This window comes from Streptomyces antioxidans (genome assembly GCF_000968685.2).
GTDB lineage: Bacteria > Actinomycetota > Actinomycetes > Streptomycetales > Streptomycetaceae > Streptomyces > Streptomyces antioxidans.
Genome location: NZ_LAKD02000213.1, coordinates 1 through 373 on the forward strand (window position 1 = coordinate 1; position 373 = coordinate 373).

1 protein-coding gene is annotated in these 373 nt (G+C 71.6%); it reads right to left on the bottom strand.

The genetic code is table 11. The features are described 5' to 3' along the window. Positions 1 to 373 (bottom strand): acyltransferase domain-containing protein (locus VT50_RS37770; RefSeq protein WP_046091038.1); only part of this gene is annotated, 373 nt, incomplete at both ends.

The following is a 373-nucleotide window of genomic DNA, read 5'->3' on the forward strand; positions in this document are numbered from 1 at the left end:
AAGGCGTGGCTCACCTTTAGGCGCCGGGTCTTACGGCCCTGCTCCGCCCACCGCCCGGCGATCTCCAGCGCCGCGGCCTCATCACCCGCGACCACCACGGCCGCCGGGCCGTTGACCGCCGCGATGCTCACCTCGGCCTCACGACCGGCCAGCGAACCGGAGATCTCCTCCTCCGACGCCTGCACCGCCACCATCGCACCACCCTCAGGCAGCGCCTGCATCAGACGCCCCCGGGCCGCGATCAGCGCGCACGCGTCCTCCAGCGAGAACACCCCCGCCACATGCGCGGCAGCCACCTCGCCCACCGAATGGCCGATCAGCACATCCGGGGTAACACCCCAGTGCTCCAGCAGCCGGAACAACGCCACCTCGA